This window comes from Streptosporangium sp. NPDC051022, assembly GCF_040683035.1.
Classification (GTDB): Bacteria; Actinomycetota; Actinomycetes; order Streptosporangiales; family Streptosporangiaceae; genus Streptosporangium.
Genome location: NZ_JBFBCF010000025.1, coordinates 25,658 through 49,137, shown reverse-complemented (window position 1 = coordinate 49,137; position 23,480 = coordinate 25,658). Strand labels below are relative to the sequence as shown.

General features: G+C 71.0%; 23 protein-coding genes. 13 read left to right on the top strand and 10 right to left on the bottom strand.

Going from position 1 to position 23,480, the window contains the following annotated elements; genetic code table 11:
* Positions 1-21 precede the first annotated feature (21 nt).
* A complete protein-coding gene (purU, locus tag AB0N02_RS32660; RefSeq protein WP_363954268.1) occupies positions 22-876 on the top strand; it encodes a formyltetrahydrofolate deformylase in 855 nt (284 codons plus the stop codon).
* Positions 877-1,005: 129 nt separating this feature from the next.
* On the opposite strand, the gene AB0N02_RS32655 is transcribed toward purU, so the two are convergent.
* Positions 1,006-3,078, bottom strand: a complete 2,073-nt coding sequence (locus AB0N02_RS32655) for a prolyl oligopeptidase family serine peptidase (RefSeq protein WP_363954266.1) — start codon at positions 3,076-3,078, stop codon at positions 1,006-1,008.
* 318 nt (positions 3,079-3,396) lie between these two features.
* Between AB0N02_RS32655 and AB0N02_RS32650 the strand changes: the two genes are divergently transcribed.
* The 3 genes from AB0N02_RS32650 to AB0N02_RS32640 all read left to right on the top strand — a co-directional run bounded on the left by AB0N02_RS32650 (position 3,397) and on the right by AB0N02_RS32640 (position 5,233).
* Entirely contained in the window at positions 3,397-3,906 is a 510-nt protein-coding gene (locus tag AB0N02_RS32650) for an HNH endonuclease (RefSeq protein WP_363954264.1), read from the top strand.
* Positions 3,907-3,975: 69 nt separating this feature from the next.
* A complete protein-coding gene (locus AB0N02_RS32645) occupies positions 3,976-4,797 on the top strand; it encodes a GNAT family N-acetyltransferase (RefSeq protein WP_363954262.1) in 822 nt (273 codons plus the stop codon).
* Between the two features lie 214 nt (positions 4,798-5,011).
* Positions 5,012-5,233: a zinc ribbon domain-containing protein gene (locus AB0N02_RS32640; RefSeq protein WP_363954260.1), complete on the top strand. Its 222-nt coding sequence runs from the start codon at positions 5,012-5,014 to the stop codon at positions 5,231-5,233.
* Between the two features lie 221 nt (positions 5,234-5,454).
* Here AB0N02_RS32640 and AB0N02_RS32635 read toward each other — a convergent pair whose 3' ends face one another.
* The 3 genes from AB0N02_RS32635 to AB0N02_RS32625 form a co-directional block, all read right to left on the bottom strand.
* Positions 5,455-5,964 carry a WYL domain-containing protein gene (locus AB0N02_RS32635; RefSeq protein ID WP_363954258.1) on the bottom strand — a complete coding sequence of 170 codons (510 nt, stop codon included), beginning with the start codon at positions 5,962-5,964 and terminating at the stop codon, positions 5,455-5,457.
* 127 nt (positions 5,965-6,091) lie between these two features.
* The gene (ilvD, locus tag AB0N02_RS32630; RefSeq protein WP_363954256.1) at positions 6,092-7,930 is read right to left on the bottom strand and encodes a dihydroxy-acid dehydratase; all 1,839 of its coding nucleotides are present in this window, start codon (positions 7,928-7,930) and stop codon (positions 6,092-6,094) included.
* 465 nt (positions 7,931-8,395) lie between these two features.
* Entirely contained in the window at positions 8,396-9,100 is a 705-nt protein-coding gene (locus AB0N02_RS32625; RefSeq protein WP_363954254.1) for a nuclease-related domain-containing protein, read from the bottom strand.
* Between the two features lie 422 nt (positions 9,101-9,522).
* On the opposite strand from AB0N02_RS32625, the gene AB0N02_RS32620 reads away from it, so the two are divergent.
* From AB0N02_RS32620 to AB0N02_RS32610, 3 genes are read left to right on the top strand one after another with little or no spacing between them, the layout of a single operon-like run.
* Positions 9,523-9,819: a hypothetical protein gene (locus tag AB0N02_RS32620; protein WP_363954252.1), complete on the top strand. Its 297-nt coding sequence runs from the start codon at positions 9,523-9,525 to the stop codon at positions 9,817-9,819.
* Entirely contained in the window at positions 9,813-10,187 is a 375-nt protein-coding gene (locus AB0N02_RS32615; protein WP_363954250.1) for a DUF5130 family protein, read from the top strand. The genes AB0N02_RS32620 and AB0N02_RS32615 overlap by 7 nt, the downstream gene beginning before the upstream one ends.
* A 19-nt stretch (positions 10,188-10,206) precedes the next feature.
* Entirely contained in the window at positions 10,207-10,851 is a 645-nt protein-coding gene (locus tag AB0N02_RS32610) for a hypothetical protein (protein WP_363954248.1), read from the top strand.
* A 122-nt stretch (positions 10,852-10,973) separates the two neighbouring features.
* Here the strand turns inward: AB0N02_RS32610 and AB0N02_RS32605 are convergent, their stop codons facing one another.
* The gene (locus tag AB0N02_RS32605) at positions 10,974-11,936 is read right to left on the bottom strand and encodes a hypothetical protein (RefSeq protein ID WP_363954246.1); all 963 of its coding nucleotides are present in this window, start codon (positions 11,934-11,936) and stop codon (positions 10,974-10,976) included.
* A gap of 298 nt (positions 11,937-12,234) precedes the next feature.
* On the opposite strand from AB0N02_RS32605, the gene AB0N02_RS32600 reads away from it, so the two are divergent.
* Positions 12,235-12,942, top strand: coding sequence for an FHA domain-containing protein (locus AB0N02_RS32600; protein WP_363954244.1), 708 nt, complete (start codon positions 12,235-12,237; stop codon positions 12,940-12,942).
* Positions 12,943-13,106: 164 nt separating this feature from the next.
* Here the strand turns inward: AB0N02_RS32600 and pepN are convergent, their stop codons facing one another.
* Positions 13,107-15,674, bottom strand: coding sequence for an aminopeptidase N (gene pepN / locus AB0N02_RS32595; protein ID WP_363954242.1), 2,568 nt, complete (start codon positions 15,672-15,674; stop codon positions 13,107-13,109).
* A 223-nt stretch (positions 15,675-15,897) separates the two neighbouring features.
* On the opposite strand from pepN, the gene AB0N02_RS32590 reads away from it, so the two are divergent.
* The 3 genes from AB0N02_RS32590 to AB0N02_RS32580 all read left to right on the top strand — a co-directional run bounded on the left by AB0N02_RS32590 (position 15,898) and on the right by AB0N02_RS32580 (position 18,786).
* Entirely contained in the window at positions 15,898-16,518 is a 621-nt protein-coding gene (locus tag AB0N02_RS32590) for a disulfide bond formation protein DsbA (RefSeq protein ID WP_363954240.1), read from the top strand.
* Positions 16,519-16,783: 265 nt separating this feature from the next.
* On the top strand, positions 16,784-18,193 hold the full coding sequence (locus AB0N02_RS32585; RefSeq protein ID WP_363954238.1) for an aldehyde dehydrogenase family protein: 1,410 nt from the start codon (positions 16,784-16,786) through the stop codon (positions 18,191-18,193).
* Positions 18,194-18,327: 134 nt separating this feature from the next.
* A complete protein-coding gene (locus AB0N02_RS32580; RefSeq protein ID WP_363954236.1) occupies positions 18,328-18,786 on the top strand; it encodes a hypothetical protein in 459 nt (152 codons plus the stop codon).
* Between the two features lie 48 nt (positions 18,787-18,834).
* Here AB0N02_RS32580 and def read toward each other — a convergent pair whose 3' ends face one another.
* Positions 18,835-19,323: a peptide deformylase gene (gene def / locus AB0N02_RS32575; RefSeq protein ID WP_363954234.1), complete on the bottom strand. Its 489-nt coding sequence runs from the start codon at positions 19,321-19,323 to the stop codon at positions 18,835-18,837.
* A gap of 98 nt (positions 19,324-19,421) precedes the next feature.
* On the opposite strand from def, the gene AB0N02_RS32570 reads away from it, so the two are divergent.
* Complete coding sequence (locus AB0N02_RS32570; protein WP_363954431.1) at positions 19,422-19,889, top strand: ribose-5-phosphate isomerase; 468 nt, start codon at positions 19,422-19,424, stop codon at positions 19,887-19,889.
* Positions 19,890-19,892: 3 nt separating this feature from the next.
* Here AB0N02_RS32570 and AB0N02_RS32565 read toward each other — a convergent pair whose 3' ends face one another.
* Both AB0N02_RS32565 and AB0N02_RS32560 read right to left on the bottom strand, forming a co-directional pair.
* Positions 19,893-20,045, bottom strand: coding sequence for a hypothetical protein (locus AB0N02_RS32565; protein ID WP_363954232.1), 153 nt, complete (start codon positions 20,043-20,045; stop codon positions 19,893-19,895).
* 185 nt (positions 20,046-20,230) lie between these two features.
* Positions 20,231-21,463 (bottom strand): GNAT family N-acetyltransferase, encoded by a 1,233-nt coding sequence (locus AB0N02_RS32560; protein ID WP_363954230.1) that lies wholly within the window; start codon positions 21,461-21,463, stop codon positions 20,231-20,233.
* 118 nt (positions 21,464-21,581) lie between these two features.
* Here AB0N02_RS32560 and AB0N02_RS32555 point away from each other — a divergent pair, with 118 nt between their 5' ends.
* Complete coding sequence (locus AB0N02_RS32555) at positions 21,582-22,697, top strand: PP2C family protein-serine/threonine phosphatase (protein WP_363954228.1); 1,116 nt, start codon at positions 21,582-21,584, stop codon at positions 22,695-22,697.
* A 108-nt stretch (positions 22,698-22,805) separates the two neighbouring features.
* Here the strand turns inward: AB0N02_RS32555 and AB0N02_RS32550 are convergent, their stop codons facing one another.
* Positions 22,806-23,411, bottom strand: a complete 606-nt coding sequence (locus tag AB0N02_RS32550) for a response regulator transcription factor (protein WP_363954226.1) — start codon at positions 23,409-23,411, stop codon at positions 22,806-22,808.
* Between the last annotated feature and the right edge of the window lie 69 nt (positions 23,412-23,480).

The window sequence follows — 23,480 nt, the reverse complement described above, 5'->3', positions numbered from 1 at the left end:
GCGGCTGAGCGAGGAGACCGTATGAGCTCCGAGGCCCAGTTCGTGTTGACGTTGTCCTGTCCGGACCGGCCCGGTGTGGTGGCCGCGGTCTCCGGCCTCCTGGCCCGGCGGGGCTGCAACATCATCGAGAGCCAGCAGTTCGGAGACCCCGTCTCCCAGCGGTTCTTCATGCGGGTGCAGTTCTCCTCGTCGCTGCCGGACGCCGAGCTCCGCGAGGCCTTCGCCGCGCTCGTCCCCGACCTCGGCATGGACTTCAAGCTGCGCGACGTCGCGGTGAAGCCGCGCGTGCTGGTGATGGTCAGCAAGTTCGGCCACTGCCTCAACGACCTGCTCTACCGGACGCGCTCGGGGCTGCTCGACATCGACATCGTCGCGGTGGTCTCCAACCACCCCGACCTGCGCCCGCTGACCCAGTCGTACGGCATCGACTATCACCACCTGCCGGTCACCCGCGAGACCAAGCCCAGGCAGGAGGCCGAGATCCTCGCCCTGGTCGACCACTACCAGGCCGACCTGGTGGTGCTCGCCCGCTACATGCAGGTGCTGTCGGAGGACCTCTGCACCAAGCTGGCCGGGAACGTGATCAACATCCATCACTCGTTCCTGCCGTCGTTCAAGGGGGCCAAGCCGTACCACCAGGCCCACTCGCGCGGGGTGAAGCTGATCGGGGCGACCGCTCACTACGTGACCGCGGACCTCGACGAGGGCCCGATCATCGAGCAGGAGGTCGCCCGGGTCAACCACACCCACACCGCGGAGGACCTGGCGGCCATCGGCCGTGACGTCGAGTGCCAGGCCCTGGCCCGCGCCGTACGGTGGCACACCGAGCAGCGCGTCCTGCTCGACGGTCACAAGACCATCGTCTTCCCGCGCTGACCGAGGCGCCGACCGGGACGCCGGCCACGGCACCGACCGGACCGACCGGACCGAGCGGGGCGCCGGCCGCGGCACCGGCCCGAGCGGCGATCTCGGGCGGGGCCGCGGGGCGCCGCCGGGCGCGGCCCGTCAGGCGGTCAGGCCGGTGTGGTGGGCGAGGAAGACGAGCTGGTCGGCGGCGAGCTCGACGGTCTTGCTCACCGCGCGGGCGCCGTGGCCGGCCTCGACCTCGTTGCGCAGCAGGATCGGCCGCTCCGAGGCCTGCGCGTACTGCAGCGCCGCGCACATCTTCCAGGCGTGCAGCGGGTGGACGCGGGTGTCCGACTGGAAGACGGTGAACAGCGTCGCCGGGTAGGACACCCCCTCGCGGACGTGGTGGTAGGGCGAGTAGGAGCGCAGCCAGGCGAACTCCTCGGGCTTCTCGGCCGAGCCGTACTCGACGTTCCAGGTGGCGCCCAGGCCGAACAGCTCGTATCGGATCATGTCCAGCAGGGGGGCCGAGCAGACCACCGCGGCGTACAGCTCGGGACGCTGGGTGAGGGCCGCGCCGACCAGCAGGCCGCCGTTCGAGCCGCCGGAGATGGCCAGCTGGGAGGGGGTGGTCACACCGGTGGCGATCAGGTGCTCGGCCGCCGCGTGCAGGTCGTCGAAGACGTTCTGCTTGTTGGCGAGCATCCCCGCGCGGTGCCACTCCTCGCCCTGCTCGCCGCCGCCGCGCAACTGGGCGATGGCGTAGGTGCCGCCCGCCTCCACCCAGGTCAGGATCGACGCCGAGTAACCCGGGGTCATCGAGATGCCGAAGCCGCCGTAGCCGTACAGGACGGTGGGACGCGGGCCCTCGGCGCCGGGCTTGGAGATCACCAGCATGTGGACCTCGCTGCCGTCGGCCGAGCGGTAGGTCACCTGCCGGGTGTCCACGGCGGGCACCTCGACGGCGCCGGGGGAGGCGGCCCACAGGGTCGTCTCGCCGGTGCGGGCGTCGTAGCGCTGGATGGTCGGCGGGGTGGTGTTGTCGGTGTAGCCGAACCAGGCCTCGTGGCCGCCTTCGGGGCGCTCGACGATGCCGCCGATCGTGCCGAGACCCGGCGTGGGCACCTCGCCCACCCGCTCGCCGGTGACCAGGTCGTGGACGGAGATCTCGCTGATCGCGTGCCGGGTCCAGCCGACGAGCATGACCGGCCGGTCCAGGTCGTCGAGGATCGCGAAGTCCGTCAGCACGGCCTCCGGGTCCTGGGGGATCAGGTCGCGCCAGTGCTCGGAGCGGGGGGCCGACGGGTCCGTCACACAGATCCGCGCGCGGGAGGCGTCGAGGTCGGTGAAGATGTACAGCCTGCCGTCACGGCCGAAGTGCGCGGCCGTCTGGGCGTCCACGCCCTCCTGGACGACGACCAGCTCCGGGGAGTCGGGGGAGGAGGCCGTCAGGTCGGCCACCCACAGGTCGTTGCGCGGCGCCGTTCCCCGGGAGGCGGAGATCTGCAGCCAGCGGCCGTCGCGGGAGACCGCGACGCCGTAGTAGTTGGTCTTCTCCAGGCCGTCACCGAAGATCAGCACGTCCTCCTCGGAGGAGGTGCCAACCCGGTGCAGGTAGACCCTGCGGTGGAACTGCTCCTCGCCCTCGGGCACCTCGGTCGAGGGCAGCCTGCGCACGTAGTAGAAGGCCTCCCCGCCGGGCAGCCACGCCACGGGGGAGTAGCGGCACCGGTCGATCGGCCCCTCGATCCGGATGCCGGAGGCGATGTCCATCAGGTAGAGGCTGGACTCCTCGTCGCCGCCGACCGAGATCTGGTAGGCGAGCAGCCTGCCCTCCTTGTCGGGCTGCCAGGAGTCGAGCGTGGTCAGCCCGGTCGAGTCGAGCCTCATCGGGTCCAGCAACGCGCGCTCGGTGCCGTCGGGGTCGACCGTGTAGAGCACCGCGTGCTCCTGCTCCGGGGTGCGCCGCATGAACAGCTGCCGCTCCCCGCGCCAGACCGGCGCGCCGACCGAGCCCGACCTGAGCAGCTCGGCGATCCGCGCCCTGAACCCGTCGCGGCCGGCGAGCGCCCCCAGCTCGGTGGAGAACAGCTCCTCCTGCGCCGTCAGCCACTCCTTCGTCGCCGGATCGTCGGAGCTCTCGAGCCACCGGTAGGGGTCGGCGACGGGGACGCCGTGGAGCTCTTCGACGAGGTTGTCACGGCTGGCTGGTGGGTATGGCAGTGGGCTCATGCCAGGAACACTACGACGTCGTGGGGACCGCACGGAGCCATTGCGCGGGCGGCGTAGTCGATCTTCGAATCGAGGAGTTAAAAACTGGTAATGCGGGCATAAAACGTACCAGGCGTCTCTCCAGTTATTTATGGGTGGCGGGAACGACGATGCAGAAGCCAAACTTGGTGGAGGACGGTGCCGTGGTGACCATCCGCTGGGCCGTCCGGCGGAGGTCCCTGTGACGGAAGCATCCGGGCCCCAGGAGGGGCCGCCAACCGGGGTACGCGCCTGCGTGCCCCCTCACGAGACGCGTCGCGCGGCGGGGAAGGCACGCTGATGCGCCAAGTCCTGCTGCTGAACGCAACCTACGAACCCCTGACCACTCTCTCCCTGCACCGGGCCGTCGTGCTGGTGCTGAGGGAGAAGGCGGACGTCGTGCACCGCGACGGGCGGGGCGCCGTGCTCCGTTCGGCGAGCCGTACGCTCGACGTGCCGTCGGTGATCAGACTGCGCCGATACGTCCGCATCCCCTATCGGTCGCGGATCCCGCTGACGCGGACCGCTCTGATGCGCCGGGACGACTACCGCTGCGCCTACTGCGGCCAGCGGGCCGAGACCATCGACCACGTGATCCCGCGGTCGAGAGGGGGCACCCACACCTGGGAGAACTGCGTGGCCTCCTGTACGCCCTGCAACCACCGCAAGGCGGACCGGATGCTGGAGGAGCTGGGCTGGACGCTGAGCGTCGCCCCCGTGGTGCCACGGGGCGTCCACTGGCGTCTGATCGGCGCGCACAACATCGGAGACCCCCAGTGGGCGCCCTACCTCGAGGAGAGCGCCGCCTGAGCGTCACGGCGTCCGTGGCGGTGTGATGTCCGTTCGCCCCGGCGCGGTCCATGTCTGCACAATCAGTGCATGAAGTGGACTTTCACCTCCAATCCCGAGGTGTACGCCGGGGCGGCGGAAGCATGGTTGCTGCGCGACCCGGTGCGCAACACGGTGCTGATCACGATCCTGCGGGCGATCCGTGGCGGTCTGTGGGGGGACGACGTGCTCATGGGATGGGCCGAGCGGGACGGCGAGACCGTGGCCTCGGCCCTGCAGACGGCGTCCCACCCCCTGCTGCTGGCCGACATGCCCGAGGAGGCCGTACGCGAGCTGGCCGCCGTGCTCATCGAGGCCGAGCGGAAGGTCCCCGCCGTCACGGGCCCCCTGGTCCTCGCCGAGACGTTCGCGGCCGCCTGGTGGCGGCCGGGGCTAGAGCGCCGCAGCGAGCGTCTCTACCGCCTCGGCTCGCTCGTGCCGCCGTCCCACCTCCCCGAGGGGGGCGCCCGTACGGCGAGTGGCGAGGACCTCGAACTGCTGGTCGAGTGGACCACCGCCTTCCAGATCGACGCGGGGGGCCACGCTCCCCCGGACCTCACCCCGCTGATCGCCAGCCGGATCGGCAGACACGAACTGGTCCTGTGGGAGGTGGACGGGCGCTCCGTGGCCTGCGCGGGAGCCTCGGCGCCGATCGCCGGCATGTCGCGGGTCGGCCCGGTCTACACACCGCCCGAGGAACGAGGAAAGGGGTACGGCACCGCCGTGACCCACGCCGTCACGGCCAAGGTGCGGTCGGAGGGCGCCACCGAGGTGCTGCTCTTCACCGACCTGTCCAACCCCACGTCCAACGCGATCTACCAAGCGATCGGCTATCGCCCGGTGGCCGACTACGCCTCCATCGTCTTCGCCTGAGCGCCCCGGCGGCCGGCCTGCCTCCTGTCACCCCGACCGGGAAGCGCGCCGCCGTCCCGGCCGGACCGGTCCCGATGTCCCGGCCGGGCCGACGTCATCGGCTCCATCGGCTCCGCCGGTTCCGTCGGCTTCATTGGCGCCATCGGCTTCGACCGGCTTCGGCCGAGTGAGCCCGGCCGTGCCTTCATCGCTTCCGGCTGAGTAACCTGTGTTCATGCCGCGCTATGACTTCCGCTGCCGTTCCTGTGGATCGACCTTCGAACTCTCCCGCCCGATGGCTCGCTCCGGTGACCCCGCGCTCTGCCCGCAGGGCCACGACGACACCGTCAAGCTGCTGTCCACGGTCGCCGTCACGGGCGGATCCGGCGCCTCCGCTCCCCGCCCCGCCGCCGGTGGTGGCGGCGGTGGCTGCTGCGGAGGCGGCTGCTGCGGCTAGCGCCGGGATCGTTCCCGGGCCGGGCACCGTTCATCGGCGCCGATCCGCCCGCCTCACCCCTCGCCGTACCGGCGTCCGGATGCTCCCGAGCGTGGTGAAGGCGGGCGGTCCCGAGATCGTGGTGAAGGGGGGCCGACGCCCATGGCCGTACCGGCCGCGGGCGTCGGTGACGCCTCTGGCCGGGTGAACGTTCCCGGCCGGTGGACGTCCCGGGCGCGGCCTCAGGCGGCCGCTATGCGCCCCTGGTGGACGGCGCGTTTGCCCTGGAAGGGCAGGAAGTTGTCGGCCCGGTGCGGGCGGGCGGGGATGAAGGTCGGCTCGGTGGCCACGATCCGGTCGAACCGGAAGGCCCGGATGGCGCCGCGCAGGCGGCACATTCCCACGAGGTACCAGTAATCGCGGTGCACCATGCACGTCACCGGGTCGACGTCGCGCACGGTCACCCGGCCCGACACGTCCTGGTAGTGCAGCCGGACCACGAGGTGGGAGGTGATGGCGTTGGCGATGGTCCTGGCCCGGTCGGCGACGGGGGCGGCCATCGGCTCGGTCAGTGTCGCGAGGGTGGTGGAGACGACCGCGTCGTCGAACTCCATGTGCTCGAACAGGTGACGCAGGCCGCTGCGGGCGGCGGTGGCCTGCGGATCCGACCCCAGGTGCGCCAGGGACAGGGCGAGGGCGGCGATCTCGGCGGTCGTCAAAGGGCTGGTGGAGGGCTTAATGACGTTGGCCATACACCTATGGTATTGGCTGCCACCGACATTTTTCGAACTTCCTGTCGGATACAGCACGCTTCCCTGCCGGGTGCGGCGGCGACGTGCGCGGCCGCCCGGCAGGGAGGCGTGTGAGGCAGGGAAGGCGTCAGCGCGACAGCTGGGACAGGTCCCGGGAGGCGCCCGTCGAGGCCGAGGTCGTCAGCGCCGCGTAGGCCTGGAGCGCGGCGCTCACCGGGCGGTGACGGTCGCGCGGCCGGTAGCCGCCCAGCTCGGTCAGGAGCCGCTCACGCCGGGCCGCCAGCTCCTCCTCGGAGAGCTTCAGCTCGATCGAACGGCCCGGGATGTCGATCTCGATGAGGTCGCCGTCCTCGACCAGGGCGATGACGCCGCCCTCTGCCGCCTCGGGAGAGGCGTGGCCGATGGACAGCCCGCTCGTGCCGCCGGAGAAGCGGCCGTCGGTGACCAGCGCGCAGACCTTGCCCAGGCCCTTGCCCTTCAGGAACGAGGTCGGGTAGAGCATCTCCTGCATGCCGGGCCCGCCCTTCGGGCCCTCGTAGCGGATCACCACGACGTCCCCGGCCTTGACCTTGTTGTTCAGGATGCCCTCGACCGCGTCGTCCTGGGACTCGAAGACCACGGCGGGCCCGGAGAACCTCCAGATCGACTCGTCGACCCCGGCCGTCTTGACGATGCAGCCCTCGGTGGCGATGTTGCCGTAGAGCACGGCCAGGCCGCCGTCGCGGGTGTAGGCGTGCTCGGCGTCGCGCACGCACCCCTCGGACCGGTCGAGGTCCAGGGAGTCCCAGCGGGCCTCCTGCGAGTAGGGCTTGACGGTGCGGACGTTGCCGGGGGCCGCGTGCCAGAGCTCCAGCGCCTCGGGCAGCGCGCCCGCGGAGCAGGGGTCCCAGGCGTCGATGTAGTCGCCGATCGTGCCGCCGGCGACGGTGTGCACGTCGCGGTGGATCAGGCCCGCCCGGTCGAGCTCACCGAGGATGGCCGGGATGCCGCCGGCGCGGTGGACGTCCTCCACGTGGTACTTGGCGGTGGCCGGGGCGACCTTGCACAGGCACGGCACCCGCAGCGAGATCTCGTTGATCTCCTTGAGGCCGAAGTCGACCTGGGCCTCACGGGCCGCGGCGAGGATGTGCAGGATCGTGTTGGTCGAGCCGCCCATCGCCACGTCCAGCGCCATGGCGTTCTCGAAGGCGTCCTTGGTGGCGACGCTGCGCGGCAGGATCGTCTCGTCGTCCTGCTCGTAGTAACGGCGGGCGATCTCGACGATCTGCCGCCCGGCGTCCTGGAACAGTTTCTTGCGCGCCTTGTGCGTGGCGAGGATCGTGCCGTTGCCCGGCAGTGCCAGGCCGATGGCCTCCGCCAGGCAGTTCATCGAGTTGGCGGTGAACATCCCGCTGCACGACCCGCAGGTCGGGCAGGCGCTCTCCTCCATCTCCAGCAGTTCGGCGTCGGAGACGTTGTCGTCCGCGGAGGCGATCATCGGGTCGATCAGGTCGAGCTTGCGGCCCGGGGTCTTGCCGGCCTCCATGGGGCCGCCGGAGACGAAGACCGTGGGGATGTTGAGCCGGAACGCGGCGAGCAACATGCCCGGGGTGATCTTGTCGCAGTTGGAGACGCAGATCAGCGCGTCGGCGCAGTGCGCGTTCACCATGTACTCGACCGCGTCCGCGATCAGCTCGCGGCTGGGCAGCGAGTAGAGCATGCCGCCGTGACCCATCGCGATGCCGTCGTCGACCGCGATCGTGTTGAACTCGCGCGGGATCGCGCCCGCCTCCCTGATCGCTCCGGCGACCACGTCGCCGACCTCGCGCAGGTGGACGTGCCCGGGGACGAACTGGGTGAAGCTGTTGGCCACGGCGATGATCGGTTTGCCGAAGTCGCTCCCCGCTACACCCGTCGCCCGGAGCAGGGCCCGGGCTCCGGCCATGTTCCTGCCGTGAGTGACCGTACGAGACCTGAGGGCGGGCATGAGGCTTCTCCCATCATCGAAACCGTGTCCTCAAATGGTACGGCCATCGCCCGGTGCGCGAGACGCGCGTCCACCGCGCGAGACAGGGCCCCGGTGACCAGGCGAAAGGGCCGGAACGGGGTTGGAGCGAGGGCGGGAGGACTCCGGAAGGGGCCTCGGCGGGACCCGGATGGGACAGGTCCGAAAACACGGGCGACGGCGCCGCAGGCCACGCCGACGACGAGTACACCGACGACAGGCGAGGCGGCGACCACGGCGACGGCGGGCGCGCCGACGACGGGTGCGGCGGCGCGGCGGGGATCGCCGCCGCGGCCGCCCAGCACGTCGCGGAGGCCGCCGGTGCGCGTGGACCGACGCGTGGATCCGTGGATCCGCGCGTGGATCAGTACGTCGCCGAAGCCGTCGCCGAGGCCGTCGTGCGGGGGTCAGGCTCCTCGCGCGCGACCGTGGCGGGCGTCGCGGGGGTCAGGATTCGGGGTAGCGCGCGGGCAGGACCTGCTCCGCCACCTCGTAGATCTCGTCGATCTCGGCGTCGGTGAGTGACCGTTCCCGCTTGGTGATCCATTTACGGACACGACTTCCGTCGAAAACGTCGACCTCGCGGACCGTGAGGACCTTCCACGGGATCGCCGGGCCGTAGATCGCCAGGGACGGGATGATCGTGACCTCGCGGCCGAGCGCCTCGCCGATCAGCTCGGCGGCCCTGGACGCCTCCCAGCGGGCCTCGTCGAGACGCGGCTTCTGGCTGAACGGGCCGTGGAACAGCTTGCGGTGCGACTGGACGCGGACCGGCAGGCGCTTGTCCCACTTCTCGGAGTCGACGGCGTAAACCCCCGTCGGGCCCACGACCAGGTGGTCGATCTGGGCCTCGCTGTCGGGGATCGCGCGGGCGTGCAGGCTGCGATAACCGCCCCGCTCCATCCTCTTGAGCTGGGCCTCGGTCTGGCGCTCCGCGACCGAGGCGCGCCGCCAGGCGGGTACGGTCGAGTGCGTCCGGGCGCGCAGCACCGTGTCGGCGATCGCGCCCAGCACGGCGGCGGTGAGGCCGAGCCGCCAGCTGGAGAACAGGATGGCCGCGACCACTCCGGCGACGACCGCGACCAGGACCCGCCGGCGCAGATGGCCGTATCTGGGGTCCTCTAGCAGAGCGCGCAGCGAGGTGCGCTCCACGGGCGCGTACGTAGACGCGGGCGTGGTGGGTCGAGACGTCGGCCTGTCATCGGCCGGTCGGTCGCTGACCCAAATAGGTGACGTAGTGTTACCGTCTTCTGGTGCCTGACCGGAATCCACGTAACTCACCGTAGCTGACGTCTGGAAGGGTGCCTAGTATTGCGTTTCTCATACTTTTGTGACTGCCGTCATCCGCTTGACCCTCCGCCGAACCGGGTATGAATTCATCTTCTCTCTAGACAACTCGGGCCGACCGCGTCCGCTATGTGGGACGTGGGTCACGGTGGTCGGCATCGGCGATCTTACCGTCCGGAGGCGGACGGCAGCCGTGCAACGCGGGAAAACCCCGCCCCGCCGAGAGGGGAGCGCTCCGCCCGGAGACGGGTCTCGACGAGCCCGCGGCGTGGACTTACCGTGGACGTGTGGACGCGATTCAGGTCTCCGAGTTCCTGATCGGCGCATCCGCCGGCCTGTTCCTGCTGATCAGCGCCCTGGTGGTGCTGCCAGGCAGGCTGCGCGCGAGCGCGGCCAGGGCCACCTCCGCGGGCGCGGTGTGGTTCGGCGGTCCTTTCCACAGCGAGCGGGGGGTGGACGTCTCCGACCTGGTCCTGGTCGACCCGCCGTCGCCCGGCGCGCGGGCACCCGAGGTCGACTGGGTCTCCCTGGCGGAGATCTCCGAGCCGGGACGCCGTGTCGGCGGGGCGTCGGCCCGATGGTGACGGTGGCGGGAGCCCTCACCTCGACGCAGGCCCACGACGTCCGCAGGGCGTTGCGCACCGCGGAGCGCCGCAGCGGCCTGCGCTTCGCCGTCTACCTCGGCCCGGCCATCGGCCCGCGCCGCCATTTCTCCGAACGGCTGCACGCCGCGCTCGGGCAGGAGTCCGACACGGCCGTGCTGGTGTTCGTCGACCTTCGAGGAAGGGGCCTGGAGATCGTCACGGGTTCCATGGCGGGGCGGAGGATCACCGACGGCGAGTGCCGGGCGGCCGCGACCTCGATGGCGGCCGCGTTCGGCGGCGGAAACCTGGTGGGCGGGCTGATCAGCGGAGTGTGGCTCCTGGCGGACCTGGCTTCCCGACGGAGGTGACTTCTCGGATAATCGGGGCGTGCTGAAGATCGTGCGGGGTACACCGCCGGCCGACGTCTCGCGGGAGGGGACGGTGCCGCAGGAGGAACAGGGGAGCGACGAGACGCTCTCCTACATCAGGCAGGTCCTGGCGGAGGTGCGCGGAGACAACGGCCGGGCGAACAGGAAGGCGATCGCGCTGCTGGTGACGGCCGTCGCCGGAGGCCTGCTCGCGGGCAACTGGAAGCCGGGAAGGCTGCCCAGCCAGGTGGAGTGGCTGTGGTGGACCGGGGCGTTCTTCTGCGTGATGGGCATCCTGATGTTCGTGGGCGCCCTCCTTCCGCTCAGCGCCCGGCTCGCGGGCCGTACCGTGGAACGCCGCCGCTCCTACGCGGGCCGCCTGCAGACCTGGAACCCGCCGGCCGGGGACGACCGGACCGCCGACCCTCCGGAGCAGAGATCGCGCGGCGCCTTCTCCGAGGAGGCGCTGGCCGACCTGAGGGCCCGCATGAGGAGCCAGGACACCCGGATCGGCGCCGACACGCTCGTGCTGCGGATCAGGAGCCTCAGCGCCGTGGCCCACGCCAAGAACCGCTACATCCGCAGGGGAGTGCTGCTGCTGCTGATCGCCGTCGCGTGCTGCGTGTTCTCGGTGACCGTCGGCCAGATCATCCTCAACGCCTGAGGAGGCGGCCCCTCGCCGCCCGTGCGGCCTTCGGGAGCCGCGAGGGATCCGGCGAGGGATCCGGCGGGGGCCGTGCGGGGTTCGGCGGCGGGCCGCGGATCGCGGCACGCCGGGATCGCGCTTCAGCGCTCCAGCAGCCGTACCAGATGGGCGGTGATGTCGGCCAGGAGCGTCGAGGGCGCCAACGGGGCCGTGGCGATCGCGGAGAACAGGCTGGGCAGGCCCGGCAGCGGGAAGCCGTCGTCCTTGGCGGCCTCGTTGCCCACCTCGTTCTTGCTCAGGATCGTCCGGCTGCGCTCCCAGGCGTCGAGGACCTCCTCGGCGGAGGGCACGCCGAACCCGTGGCCCACCGGGGCCGCGTGGCGCAGCTTGACGAGGGGGGTCTCGGCGAAGGCCAGCGCCACCCGGGCCCGCGTGGCCAGGCGTTCGCGGCGGTCCGGCTCGATCCAGTCCATCGCGGTGCAAGGGGTGCGGCAGGAGGCCACGCAGGTGGCGAGCGCGCCGGCCACCTGGCTGTGCTGGCGGTCGAAGTAGGCCCGCCAGCCCTCCGCGGGCTCTCCCGCCACCCGCAGGGTCCGGTTGAGCGCCGACTGCTCGGCCTTGGTGTGGTCGCACTCGCGGCCGCCGATGACGCCGAACCGGCTGCCGGGCGCGGCCAGGCCCCGGGGCCAGCGCGCCGGATCGCCCGCGTTGCCGAGCACCGGTTCGAAGGCGAGCAGGGGAAGATACTCACTGGTGATGTGCAGGGCGGCCACCATCGAGCTCAGTTCGCGCCGGTGCCACCGGATCGCGATCACCTCCAGCAGCAGCCCGTAGGCCGGGCGCAGCGACTCCAGCGCGCCGCGCGGCTGCTCCCTCGGCGTCTGCGGCATGGTGCAGGCCCGCGCCCGCCGCCTCAGGTCACCGGGCACGGCCCGCGCCTCGGCGGCGAAGTCCTCGGCGTCCAGTGAGAGCAGCCGCTGCCCGAACTCGCACACCGCCTCGATGTCGTCCGCCCCGTCGACGACGTCCGTGGCGAGCGCTCCGACGTCGGCGAAGGCGTGCCTCCGTGCCAGGGAGATGAGCAGATCCCGCGCCGATTCCACTTGATCACCCTTTCACGGCCTGTGAACGCCGAAGATGTTGTCCGATACAGAGTGTGGTTTGAGGACGTTCTCCCAGGCAGAGCCTATTTTTACCATTATTTCGAGATGGGACCGATATTCGTGGTGTGTTGGGCTCCTCGCCGGGGGCAGTGGATCCCCAGGTGGAGGCGGCCCCCGGTGGCCTGCTCCCGCCACTTCGGTGGGACGCCTTCCGCCCGCGGTAGCGGGGCGGCCGGGCTGCGTTCTCCCTTTTCCCTTTTCTCTGCGGATAGTCACATCTTGCGCAAGGATCGTCACCGTGAGTGTCTGTAAGGTTTCAGGGATCCTCATCCAGAGAGAGGAACAGGTGCTGGAGCTCGCCTCGGGCGAGCACGCCACCTTCGGCCGCGGACCGGTGGACCTGGTGCTGCCCGACCCCTCGGTCTCCCGGGTGGCCGGGCGGATCGACGCGGTCGACGACTACTGGATGATCTCCAATTTCAGCCGTTCGGCGACCTACGTGGTGGACAACCCCGAGGGCGGCGGTGAGTTCGTCAAGGTGCCGCCCGGACGCGTGCGCGCTCCGATCCCCTTCGAGCTGGCCCGGGTACGGGCACCCGCCGAGGAGGCGGCGTTCCTGGTGTTCGCCCCCGAGCACGTGCTGCTCCACCCCGACGCGCCCGGGCAGGGGCGGGAGACGGTGACGGCCTCCCAGCTGGACGTCACCGCGAAGTACTTCCTGATCCTGGTCGCCCTCTGCGAACCCCGGCTGCGCGACCCGTTCTCCACCGTGATCCCGACGGTTCCGGAGATCATCATCCGGCTGGCCCACCTCGGCCTCGGCCGTTCGGCGGTCAACTTCCACATCGACTATCTCGCCAGGGTGAAGCTCCGGGTGAGAACACCGGAGCGGCCGGGAAAGTCCGACCGGCAGCGCGCGGCGCTGGTCTCGCTGGCACTGCGGCACGAACTGGTCACGGCCGATCATCTGGCGCTGCTGGAGACGCGCAGCCACACCCTGTCGTGAGGGGGCGTGAGGAGATCGTGAAGGGGCCGTGAAGAGGGCCGGGCGGACGATCCGGCGGCCGGGAGCCGGGAGATCCGGCGGCCGGGCGTGCGCGCGGGCGTCCGGCCGTCGCCCGGGGTGCATGGAGCCCCGGGCGGGCCGTGGCGCGGGCGAGCCGTACCGGCTCAGACCGCGGAGGCGTCCTTGGCCTGTGCGCGCAGGGCGCGGCTGATGCCGTCGGCACCTTCGAGCAGCAGGCGCCTGAGGGCCTGCGGGGGCTGGCTCTCGGAGATCAGATCCTGGGTCCTGGCGACCGTCTCGGGCGAGATCGCCAGAGCCGGGTAGCAGCCGTTGGCGAAGTTCTGCGCGCTGTCGGAGGTCCAGGCCTTCCAGATCCCGCCGATCTCCTCGAAGTACCGCGCGGCGTACGGCTCCAGCAGGCCCGGGTGGCGCGGGTCCATGAAGCCCAGGATCGTCGAGCGCAGCAGCGCGCCGCTCAGCTTGCCCTCGGTGATGGTCGCCCACGCGGCCGCCTTGCCCTCGGCCGTCGGGATCGCGGCGCGGGAGAGCGCGGCGGAGCGCTCGCCGGTGGCGGTCGCGTCGCGCAGCAGCTCCTCGGCGATGTCCTCCTCGCCGAGGACACCGCCGGAGACCAGGGCCTGGGTCAGCGTCCAGCGCAGGTCGGCGTCAACGGTCAGGCCGTCGAGCACGGTCGAGCCGTCCAGCAGGCCCTTCAGGAACGCCAGGTCCTCCTGCGAGATCGCCACGGCCGACAGCGCGTTGAGGTAGGCGAGCTGGTGGTCGGAACCGGGCTCGGCCTCGGCGACGAGGGTGCGCAGCAGGGAGGCCAGCCGGGCCAGTCCCTCGGCGCGCCAGGCGGGGTCGGCGTACTGCTGGACGGCCAGGCGGGCCTGGCGGAGCACGGTCTGGGCGACGGTGATGTCCTTGATCGACGAGATGCCGGAGGCCACGAGCGCGACGTAGTCGCGGGTGGACATCTCGGCGTCGCGGGTCATGTCCCAGGCCGCCGACCACGACAGGGCGCGCGGCAGGGACTCGGTGAACTTCGTGATCCCGCCGTCGACCAGGGTCTGCAGCGAGCGCGCGTCGAGCCGGACCTTGGCGTAGGTCAGGTCGTCGTCGTTGATCAGGATCAGGTCGGGCTGGGTCTCGCCGACCAGCTCGGCCACCGCCGTACGCGCGCCGACCACGTCGAGCTCGACCCGCCCGGTGCGGACCAGGGTGTCGTCCCGCAGAGAGTACAGGCCGATGGCGACGCGGTGCGAGCGCAGCGTCGGGTAGTCGGCGGGGGCCTCCTGCAGCACGTCGAACTCCAGGAAGCGGCCCTCGGCGTCGGTGGTGAACGACGGGCGCAGCGTGTTGACCCAGGAGGTCTCCAGCCACTCCTTCGACCACGAGGACAGGTCGCGGCCGGAGGTGCGCTCCAGCGCGCCGAGCAGGTCGGCGAGCGTCGTGTTGCCCCAGGCGTGCTCGTTGAAGTAGTCGCGGACGCCGGCCAGGAAGTTGTCGAGGCCGACGTAGGCGACCAGCTGCTTGAGCACCGAGGCGCCCTTGGCGTAGGTGATGCCGTCGAAGTTGACCTCGACCGCGTGCATGTCGACGATGTCGGCGGCGATCGGGTGCGTCGAGGGCAGCTGGTCCTGACGGTAGGCCCAGGCCTTCTCAACGTTGGCGAACGTCGTCCACGCGCCCTGGCCCCAGCGGGTGGCCTCGGCCTGGCAGAGCACCGAGGCGTAGGTGGCGAACGACTCGTTCAGCCACAGGTCGTCCCACCAGCGCATGGTCACCAGGTCGCCGAACCACATGTGCGCCATCTCGTGCAGGATCGTCTCGGCGCGGCGCTCGATCACCGCGTCGGTGACGCGGGAGCGGAAGACGTAGTCCTCCAGGAAGGTCACGCAGCCGGCGTTCTCCATCGCGCCCGCGTTGAACTCGGGCACGAACAGCTGGTCGTACTTGCCGAACGGGTAGCGGATGCCGAAGACCCGGTGGAAGAAGTCGAAGCCCTGCCGGGTGATCTCGAAGAGGTTGTCGGCGTCGAGGTGCTCGGCGAGCGAGGCCCGGCAGTACAGGCCGAGCGGGATGCCGTCGTGCTCGGAGGTCACCTTGTGGTACGGCCCGGCGCACAGCGCGGTGATGTAGGTGGACAGCACCGGGGGCGCCGGGAAGTGCCAGCGCCTGGCGGCCTGGAGCGTGCCGTGGCGGCCCTGGTGCTCCTGGAGCCTCTCCGACGTGTCGGGGGCCGCGTTGGAGATCACCTCCCAGGACGACGGCGCCAGCACGGTCAGCTCGAAGGTGGCCTTCAGGTCGGGCTGGTCGAAGCAGGCGTACATCCGGTGGGCGTCGGCCGTCTCGAACTGGCTGTGAAGGTAGACGTTCTTGTCGACCGGGTCGACGAAGCGGTGCAGGCCCTCGCCGGTGCGCATGTAGGAACAGTCGGCGTCGATGCGCAACTCGTTGGTCTCGGCCAGGTTCGGCAGCGGCAGCCGGCCTGTCTCGAGGTCGTAGGTGTTCACGTCCAGCTCGACGCCGTTCAGCACGGCCTGGCGCACCTTGGCGCCCGCGAGGTCGATGAACGTCTCCGCCCCCGCCCTGGTGCTGGTGAAGTGGACCGTGGTGACGCTTTCGAAGTGTTCCTCACCCTCGGTCAGATCGAGCTCGACCGCATATGACCGCACGCTGATCAGCCGTGCGCGCTCGCGTGCCTCATCACGAGTCAGATTGCCTGCCACTACCGCTCCCTCGTCAACAAATTCCCCCGCTTCAGCGCTAAGGGGTGCCTGAATCCTGCCACGTGAGGCCCGGGATCGTCGCCCCCGGAGGCAGGGGAGTCGACTGTCGGTCACGCTCGAGGATAAAGACGCCGGTCAAGGTAATAACCGATTCAAGGAATAGGAAACTCCGGGTCGCCGGTTGTCGCGGTGTGAAGGAACCTCACGATCAGAAAGCTGAGAGATGACTGAGCGCACTCCTGTCGACCTCTGGTTCGACCCCTTCTGCCCCTTCGCGTGGATGACGTCCCGCTGGCTGCTGGAAGTGGAGAAGGTGCGGCCCATCGAGCCGCGCTGGCACATCATGAGTCTCAACATCCTCAACGAGGGCAAGGATGTGCCGGAGAGCTACCGTGAGCTGATCGCCAGGGCCATCGGCCCGGTTCGCGTGGTCGCCGCGGTCCAGGACAAGCACGACTCGGAGACGGTCGGCAGGCTCTACACCGAGCTCGGCGTCCGTTTCCACAACCAGGGCGGGCTCAAGGAGCTCGACAGGCTCCGCGAGACCGTCGAGGAGGCGCTGGAGGGGGCGGGCCTCGACCGCGCGTTCGCCGACGCGATGGACTCGGAGGAGTTCGACGAGATTCTGCGCGCCTCGCACAACGACGGCATCGACCGCGTCGGCCAGGAGGTCGGCACCCCGGTGATCGCCGTCGAGGGGGTCGCGTTCTTCGGTCCGGTCATCTCGCCCGCGCCGAAGGGTGAGGAGGCGGCCAAGCTCTGGGACGGCGTCCGGCTGGTCGCGGGCATCGACGGGTTCTACGAGCTCAAGCGCTCCCGCACCCGGCCCCCGATCTTTGACTGATCCCCGGCGGCCCCGTCCCGGCCCGCCCGGCCGGGACGGGGCCGTAGGGCCGGTCGGTCCGGCATATTACGAGTTTTTAAGGATCCCGGTAATTTGTCGCTCACGGGGGCGTCTCCCCGTACCCTTCGTCGCGAGGGGCGGCCGGGCGCCGGCCGGCGGCGGGGAACCGCGCCGGTCGTCTCACGATCCGCACGCGGTGCGGCGGTATCTCCCCTGACCTGCCGGTCCCTCGCCTTACGACGATCCGCGCGCGAGGATGAGAGGCATGCGTCACCTTTATCTGAACGGATCCTGGCAGCCGTCGGCATCGGGTGAGAGCATCGACGTCGTCAATCCCGCGACCGAGGAGACGATCGACCGGGTACCCGCGGGGTCGCCCGCCGACGTCGAGGTGGCCGTGGCCGCCGCCCGTGAGGCCCTGCCCTCCTGGTCGGGCACGGCCGCCGCCGAGCGGGGCCGCGTACTGGCCGCCGCGGCCGGGTTGATACGGGAACGCGCCGACCAGATCGCCAGGATCATCGCCACGGACATGGGTGCGCCGTACGGCATGGCGACGCGGGTGCAGACACTGATGCCCGCCGGGGTGCTCGCCTCCTACGCCGAACTGGCCGAGAGCTACGACTTCGACGGCGGAAGGATCGGCAACTCCCGCATCTTCCGGGAACCGGCCGGCGTGGTCGCGGCGATCACCCCGTGGAACTACCCGCTCCACCAGATCGTGTGCAAGGTCGGCCCCGCGCTCGCCGCGGGGTGCACGGTGGTGCTGAAGCCCAGCGAGGTCGCGCCGCTGGCCGCCTTCGCGCTGGCCGGGATCTTCGACGAGGTCGGCCTGCCCCCCGGGGTGTTCAACATGCTCAGCGGTCACGGCCCCGTGGTCGGCGAGGCGCTGGTCACCCACCCCGACGTGGACATGGTCTCCTTCACCGGCTCGACCAGAGCGGGCCGGCGGGTCGCCTCGCTGGCCGGCGAGACCGTCAAGCGGGTCGCCCTGGAGCTCGGCGGCAAGTCGGCCAGCGTCGTCCTGCCGGACGCGGACCTGGCCGCCGCGACCAAGGCGACCGTGGCCAACGCCTTCCTCAACTCCGGCCAGACCTGCTCGGCGTGGGCCCGCATGATCGTCCACCGGGACCGATACGACGAGGCCGTCGGGCTGGCCGTCCGGGCCGCGGCCGAGTACACCGTCGGCGACCCCTTCGACGAGCTCACCCGGATCGGTCCCCTGGTCTCCGCCGCGCAGCGCGACCGGGTCGTCCGCTACATCATCCGGGGACAGGAGGAGGGCGCCCGGCTGGTCGCGGGGGGCTCCGACCGCCCCCTGGAACGGGGCTTCTACGTGGAGCCGACGGTGTTCGCCGGGGTCGAGCCCGGGATGGTGATCGAGCAGGAGGAGATCTTCGGCCCGGTCCTGGTGATCGTCCCCTACACCCGGGGCGAGGACGAGGCCGTCTCCATCGCCAACGGCACCCCGTACGGCCTGGCGGGCGCGGTGTGGGCGGGGGACGAGGAGCGCGGGATCTCGGTGGCCCGGCGGCTGCGCGCCGGCCAGGTGGCCGTCAACTGCGGCCGGTTCAATCCGCGGGCCCCCTTCGGCGGTTACAAGCAGTCGGGCCTGGGGCGTGAGATGGGCGAGTTCGGGCTGGAGGAGTATCTGGAGATCAAATCGGTCCAGCTGTGAAGGACGCGCGGACGGGTCCCGCGACGAGTCCGCTTGCGGACAGGACGGTCATCACACGGCCTTCTGGGTAAAACGCTCTGCAGGCACTCGTAAGCACTCGTAAGGAAAGCGTCGTCTCTCCCGAAGGGCGCCTCATGAGATTGGGCACCGCGCGTCTGACCGCGTTCGACCTGGTGATCGTCGCGGGAGGGCTGCTGCTGGTGCTGCTGGCCGTGCAGAATCTCGGCCCGGCGCTTGCGGCCTTCCGCGGGGAGGGCACGTGGGGCACCTTCACCGCCCGGCGCGTCGAGTGCGTCGAACATCCCGGCCACGAGCAGTGCACCTGGCTGGGGGAGTTCCGGGGCGGCCGCGTCGTCCGCCCCGACGTGGGGTTCTACGGCGGGGACAGGAACACCTTCACCCCCGGCCAGGCCGTCAGGGCGTTCGACACCGGCCGCCAGGGACACGTCTACGGCGCGGGCGGCTCCAACGAGTGGATCGTGGTCGTGCTGCTGCTGCTCGCCGGCCTCGGCCTGGCGGCCTGGCCGCTGCTCCGCCGCCGCCGGCGTGCTCCCGTCTCCGGAGCCCCCGGCGATCCGGTGCCCCGGCCCTAGCGGGGCCGTAGGGGCCGTAGGAGCGGGGCGCCGGGACCCGCGAGACGCTCAGGGGGCCTGGAGCAGGACCTTCCTGGCCGCGTTCTTGGCCAGACGGTCGACGTAGAGGGTGCCGTCGAGGTGGTCGGTCTCGTGCTGGAAGCAGCGCGCCAGCAGGCCCCTCGCCTTCAGGCGGACCGGGCGGCCCAGGCGGTCCAGCCCGCTGACGGTGACCCCGGCCGCGCGAGGGGTCTGGGCGTAGATCGGGGTACCGGTCTCGCGTCCCGGGATCGACAGGCAGCCCTCCTCGTCGACGACCTCCGTGTCGTCGTCGACGGTCAGCACGGGGTTGATCACGTGTCCCTTGCGGTTGCTGCAGTCGTAGACGAAGATCCGCTTCGACACGCCGATCTGCGGTCCGGCCAGACCGACACCCTGCGCGGCGTACATCACGTCGAACATCTCGTCGATCAGACGGCGCAGATCCCGGTCGAAGTCGGCGATCGGCTCGGCGGGCGTGCGCAGGACCGGATCGCCGACCACTCGGATATCACGCATGAGGGACTCTCTCTTGTAAGGGCTGCGGGAGTATACCGGTCGTTACTTTAGCCGGGGTGGGGGTCAAGAGGGCCATCCGCACCTGCGAAACTGGGCGGGTGCGCGTCTACATCGGTGCCGACCATGCCGGCTATGAGCTCAAAAACCACGTCGTCTCCTGGCTCAAGGAGCACGGCCACGAGGTCACGGACTGTGGCCCGTTCGTCTACGACGCCGAGGACGACTACCCGCCGTTCGTGCTGCGCGCGGCCGAGGGGGTCGCGGAGGACCCGGGCAGCCTGGGGATCGTCATCGGCGGATCGGGCAACGGCGAGCAGATCGCGGCCAACAAGGTGCGCGGGATCCGCGCGGCCCTGGCCTGGAGCGACGACACCGCCAAGCTCGCCCGCGAGCACAACAACGCCAACGTGATCAGCGTCGGCTCGCGGATGCACTCACAGGACGAGGCGGTCCGTTTCATCGAGCTCTTCCTGAGCACGCCCTACTCGGGGGCCGAGCGGCACAACCGCCGGATCGCCCAGTTGACGTCCTACGAGACGATCGGCCAGCTCCCGCCGCTGCCCTGATCCTCAGCCCTGTTTGCGGCGCGGGGACTCCCTGCGCTGCGTCTCGTCCCGCAGAGGCCGCCTCTCGGCGGCCTCCTGCTGTTCCTCGGTGGGCCGGGAGACGTCGCGGGCGCGCATCGCGGTGATCGCGTTTATCTGCAAGCTCTGCAGTGCCATGCCTCACCATAACCCGCGCGCCCGGGGCCTCCCGGCCCCTTTCCGTCTCCGGCGCCGTACGGCCCGCGCCCCGCGAGCCCTCGGGAAGACCGGGGGAGGCCGGAGGAGGGCAAGGGGAGCGGGGAGGCCCGCCGGATCACGGCCACCGGGAGGCACGCCGGGCATGGCGCCCCGGCGGGCCCGGATCAGAAGATCAGGCCCGTCCAGGGAGCGGGCTCCCAGGACATCGCGGTCGACAGCTCCCGCACCGCCCCCGCCCGCGACTCGTGCACCAGGCCGGCGGCCTGCGCTCCCGTGAGCGCGCGGCCGCCCAGATAGGCCGCGCCCAGCAGGGCGACCGGAAGCCTCAGGTCGGCCTCGGCGTCGCCGGCGGGGACGCACCGGGCGCCCGAGGTGCCGGCCGACAGCCGCCACCGGCCCGCGTTCCACGGGCACAGCGTGTCCTCGACCTCGATCACCACGTCCACCGGCGCCGAGTAGCGGCGCGAGGCGAGCGCGCGCTCGACGTCCACCAGGCGGATCCACAGCTCGTCCAGCCAGCCCGCGTTGAGATGGCGCGGCTCGGCGAGCAGGTGCATCAGCGGATCGTCGACCGGCCGCTGCGCGACCCTGACCCTGGAGACCAGGTCGCGGTCCAGCACGTGCCGCCACAGCAGCGCGTAGGCCGCGGGGTCCAGGCCGAACAGCTCCTTGAGCCGCAGCTCGCCGCTCGGCGTGTCGTGATCGGTGATGCCCGATCTGATCCGGAAGAGCGCGTAGCCGCGAGGGCCCCGGTCGTCCTCGACGACCACGGCGCGCAGCGGCCCGGAGCCTCCCTGGTCGGCCTCGTGGTCCGACAGAATCGCGTTCCAGCGTTCCGGCGTGCGGGCGTAGAGCCCGGGGCGGCCGTCGAGCGCGGCCTCGAAGACCTTCTCGAAGACGCTCCTGGCCTCGGCGGGCCTGACGATGCGCAACCGCAGCGAGGGGTCGGACGGGGCGTGCTTGACGAAGCCCGCGCTGTGCGTGGGGATGTCGAAGAAGAGGTTGTCGGCGGCCCTGCCGTACCCGAAGCGGCCGTAGATCGCCGCCTCCGAGGCGTAGAGCGCCGCGACCGCCTCGCCGCGCTCGCGGATGTCGCTCAGCTGGCGGGTCATGAGCGCCGACAGCACGCCCCGGCGGCGGTGCGAGGGCAGTACGGCGACCGAGGTGACCCCGGCGACCGGGAGCGGTCCACCGGGCACGGTCATGGTGAAGCTGAACACGGAGGTGACGCCGACGAGCTGGTCGTCCTCGAACGCGCCGAGCGAGCGGTCGAACTCCGTCACGTCCTTGAAGAGCTCCCGCCGGTGCGGCGGTATCGCGTTGCCGAACGCCTCCTCGTCCACCGTGATCCAGGTGGAGTAGTCGCTCTCGGTCAAGGGGCGCAGGCTAAGGCTCATTTTTCCTACGGTAGATGGGACAAACCCTTCCTGCCATTCAATATCCGCCCTTAATGATCAAGGCATTGGTCAAGTGGGCTGCCGAAACGGGGGGTGGCCCGATACAGTCGAGCGCATCATGAGTTCCCGTCCGGTGCCGCTGATCCCTCCGGCGCTCCGCGCGTTCCTGGTGCGGGTCCCCTTCCTGGTGCCCATCGTCCGGTTCCTGCGCCGCGGGCCGCTGGCCCGTGACCGCAACCTGCTCATCACGCTGATCGTGCTCACCCTGGTGCTCGGAGGACTGGCCGCCAAGGTCTCCATGCAGTGGTTCTCCCCGGCGCTCCTGATCCCGATCACCCTCGTCGGCGGTCTCCAGCTCAGGCTGCGCAGCCTGGCCAAGCTGCTGTGCGCGGTCGCCCTCGTGCTCCTTTATCTGGGGGTCGTGCGCGGGGTCGGGCACATCGGCCCCGGCCTGCTGGCCACCTTCGGGTTCACCGGCGTGCTGGCCGCGCTGATGGCCCGCACCAGGGGCAAGCTCGGCGTGCAGGGCCTGCGCGGCGACGTGATGCTGCTGGAGCTGCGCGACCGGCTCAAGAGCCAGAGCGAGCTGCCCCGGCTGCCCAAGGACTGGGACTCACGGGTGGTGCTGAACCAGGCGGGCGGGTCCTCCTTCGGCGGCGACTTCCTGGTCTCCATGCGCGAGGGCGACACGGTCGAGCTCGCCCTGGTCGACGTGTCGGGCAAGGGCGTCGACGCGGGCACCAGGGCGCTGATGCTGTCGGGGACCTTCGGCGGCCTGCTCGGCTCGGTCACCGACTTCCTCGGGGCCTGCAACACCTACCTCCACCGCCAGCGCGAGGCCGAGGGCTTCGTCACGGCCGTCCACGTACGGCTCAACCTCGCGACGGGCGAATACGTCATCACCTCGGCAGGTCACCCGCCGGTGGTCAAGTTCGATTCGGGCACCGGCACCTGGCGGGTCTCCCCGGCCAAGGGCGTGGTGCTGGGGATCGTTCCCGACCTGCACTGCGAACCCGACCGGGGGATGCTCCGCAAGGGCGACGCGCTCATGCTCTACACCGACGGGCTGATCGAGCAGCCGGGACGCGACATCGACGCCGGCCTCGACCGTCTGCTGGGGGAGGCCGAGCGCCTGCTGCCCTCCGGTTTCCGCGGCGGCGCCCGCAACCTGGTCGCCTCCATGTCGGCCGGGCACAACGACGACTGCGCGCTGATCCTCATCTGGCGCCCCTGAGGCCCCTCTCCCCGGACGGCCGGGCCGCGGGGGCACGCGGGCCACAAGGGGTCACAGGGGCCACAGAGGGGCAGCAAGGGTTACAGGGGGGCACAGGGGTCACAGGGGTCACAGCCAGCCGGAGTCGCTGGCGATGCGCACGGCGTCGAGGCGGCTGCGCGCCTGGGTCTTGCACATGATCCGCGACAGGTGGTTGCGGACCGTTCCAACGGACAGGAAGAGCTGTTCGGCGATCTCGTTCGACCTCGCGCCCTGGGCGGCCAGCCTGAGCACCTCCATCTCCCTGCGGGTCAGCGGGTTGTCCGACGCCTCCAGTGCGGCGACCACGAGCTCGGGGTCCACCGCCCGCCGCCCGGCCGCGACCAGGCGGACGCCGTCGGCCAGCTGCTCCGGGCTAGCGTCCAGGCTCATGAAGCCCAGCGCGTGGACGGCGAAGGCCCGGCGGACCAGTCCCGGCCTCGGCCGCTGCGACAGCAGCAGGACCCGGCAGTCCGGAGTGTTCTCGCGCAGCCCGAGCGCCACGGTGAACCCGTCGGCACCCGGAAGATCCAGGTCGACGATCGCCGTGTCGGGCCCGTGCTCCAGGGCGGCCGGCACGACGGCCTCGCCGTCGCCGACCTCGGCGACGACCCTCAGGTCGGCCTCGCCGTCCAGCGAGGCCACCAGGCCCCGGCGGACCATGGGCTGGCGCGCGGCAACCAGGATTCCGATCAAATTCTTCCCCTCGCCCCGTACTCCCGCAGAGTGATCGAGTAGTCGCTCACCGTTGAGGCAGTCTCCCGG

Excerpts from the sequence above, each read along its gene's own strand:
- def (WP_363954234.1), bottom strand. The coding sequence starts at position 19,323 with ATGCGTGATATCCGAGTGGTCGGCGATCCGGTCCTGCGCACGCCCGCC.
- AB0N02_RS32585 (WP_363954238.1), top strand. The coding sequence starts at position 16,784 with ATGCGTCACCTTTATCTGAACGGATCCTGGCAGCCGTCGGCATCGGGT.
- AB0N02_RS32635 (WP_363954258.1), bottom strand. The coding sequence starts at position 5,964 with ATGGCCAACGTCATTAAGCCCTCCACCAGCCCTTTGACGACCGCCGAG.
- AB0N02_RS32650 (WP_363954264.1), top strand. The coding sequence starts at position 3,397 with ATGCGCCAAGTCCTGCTGCTGAACGCAACCTACGAACCCCTGACCACT.
- AB0N02_RS32590 (WP_363954240.1), top strand. The coding sequence starts at position 15,898 with ATGACTGAGCGCACTCCTGTCGACCTCTGGTTCGACCCCTTCTGCCCC.
- AB0N02_RS32615 (WP_363954250.1), top strand. The coding sequence starts at position 9,813 with ATGGTGACGGTGGCGGGAGCCCTCACCTCGACGCAGGCCCACGACGTC.
- purU (WP_363954268.1), top strand. The coding sequence starts at position 22 with ATGAGCTCCGAGGCCCAGTTCGTGTTGACGTTGTCCTGTCCGGACCGG.
- AB0N02_RS32640 (WP_363954260.1), top strand. The coding sequence starts at position 5,012 with ATGCCGCGCTATGACTTCCGCTGCCGTTCCTGTGGATCGACCTTCGAA.
- AB0N02_RS32580 (WP_363954236.1), top strand. The coding sequence starts at position 18,328 with ATGAGATTGGGCACCGCGCGTCTGACCGCGTTCGACCTGGTGATCGTC.
- ilvD (WP_363954256.1), bottom strand. The coding sequence starts at position 7,930 with ATGCCCGCCCTCAGGTCTCGTACGGTCACTCACGGCAGGAACATGGCC.
- AB0N02_RS32560 (WP_363954230.1), bottom strand. The coding sequence starts at position 21,463 with ATGAGCCTTAGCCTGCGCCCCTTGACCGAGAGCGACTACTCCACCTGG.
- AB0N02_RS32555 (WP_363954228.1), top strand. The coding sequence starts at position 21,582 with ATGAGTTCCCGTCCGGTGCCGCTGATCCCTCCGGCGCTCCGCGCGTTC.
- AB0N02_RS32655 (WP_363954266.1), bottom strand. The coding sequence starts at position 3,078 with ATGAGCCCACTGCCATACCCACCAGCCAGCCGTGACAACCTCGTCGAA.
- AB0N02_RS32645 (WP_363954262.1), top strand. The coding sequence starts at position 3,976 with ATGAAGTGGACTTTCACCTCCAATCCCGAGGTGTACGCCGGGGCGGCG.
- AB0N02_RS32565 (WP_363954232.1), bottom strand. The coding sequence starts at position 20,045 with ATGGCACTGCAGAGCTTGCAGATAAACGCGATCACCGCGATGCGCGCC.